General features: G+C 49.1%; 2 protein-coding genes. Both read left to right on the top strand.

What is annotated here, in order from left to right:
• Window positions 1-228 (top strand): TIGR02530 family flagellar biosynthesis protein (locus tag AC1DWB_RS36440; RefSeq protein WP_477545917.1); only part of this gene is annotated, 228 nt, incomplete at its 5' end.
• Between the two features lie 96 nt (window positions 229-324).
• Window positions 325-811: flagellar hook-basal body complex protein (locus AC1DWB_RS36435; protein ID WP_477545916.1), on the top strand; the 487-nt coding region annotated here is incomplete at its 3' end.

The raw sequence follows: 811 nt of genomic DNA, 5'->3' as shown, positions 1-811 counted from the left end.
GAATCTCGTTTGCAGCAACGGGGCATACAGCTCAAGCCGGAGCAATTGATCAAGATTCAGTCGGCTATCGATAAAGCAGCAGCCAAAGGCTCGAAAGAATCGTTAGTGCTGATGGATGACATCGCTCTTATTGTTAACGTAAAGAATCGCACAATTGTTACAGCCATGGATGGGAACTCGATGAAAGATAACGTGTTTACGCAGATCGACAGCGCCATTATTATTTAGTTACGGGCCGGCCCTAATTCAGGAAGCCCAGAGCTCTGCGGATCGCAAGAAGCGGAGCTATACATTTATTGCACAATTGTTTGAGGAGGAAGTAGCATGTTGAGATCCTTATATTCGGGTGTATCCGGTATGAGAGGCTTTCAGACGAAGCTTGACGTCATTGGTAATAACATTGCCAACGTGAATACAGTTGGGTTCAAAGGCAGCCGAGTCATGTTCAAGGATATGCTTAGCCAGACCGTTGCAGGCGTAACAGCACCGACGGATGGAGGGCAAGGTGGTGTGAATGCGAAGCAGATCGGCCTCGGCGTAACTGTAGCGGCGATTGATGTTATTCACGCACCGGGCAGTGCCATGACGACGAACCAAGTAACCGATTTGCGGATTGACGGCGATGGATTTTTTGCAGTAAGTCCGGATGACGGCACTACGAAGTTCTTAACCCGTGCCGGTAACTTCACGATCGATGCCACACGCAATCTGGTCAATGCTGATGGAATGCACGTGTTGGATCTCGGAGGGGCCCCAATTACTTTGGATGATACAGTCGTAGCATTCTCGATCTCGCAGAACGGTGAAATTG

It is taken from the genome of Paenibacillus sp. P4_E11 (genome assembly GCF_056401635.1).
This window is presented reverse-complemented; position numbering and strand designations above follow the sequence as displayed.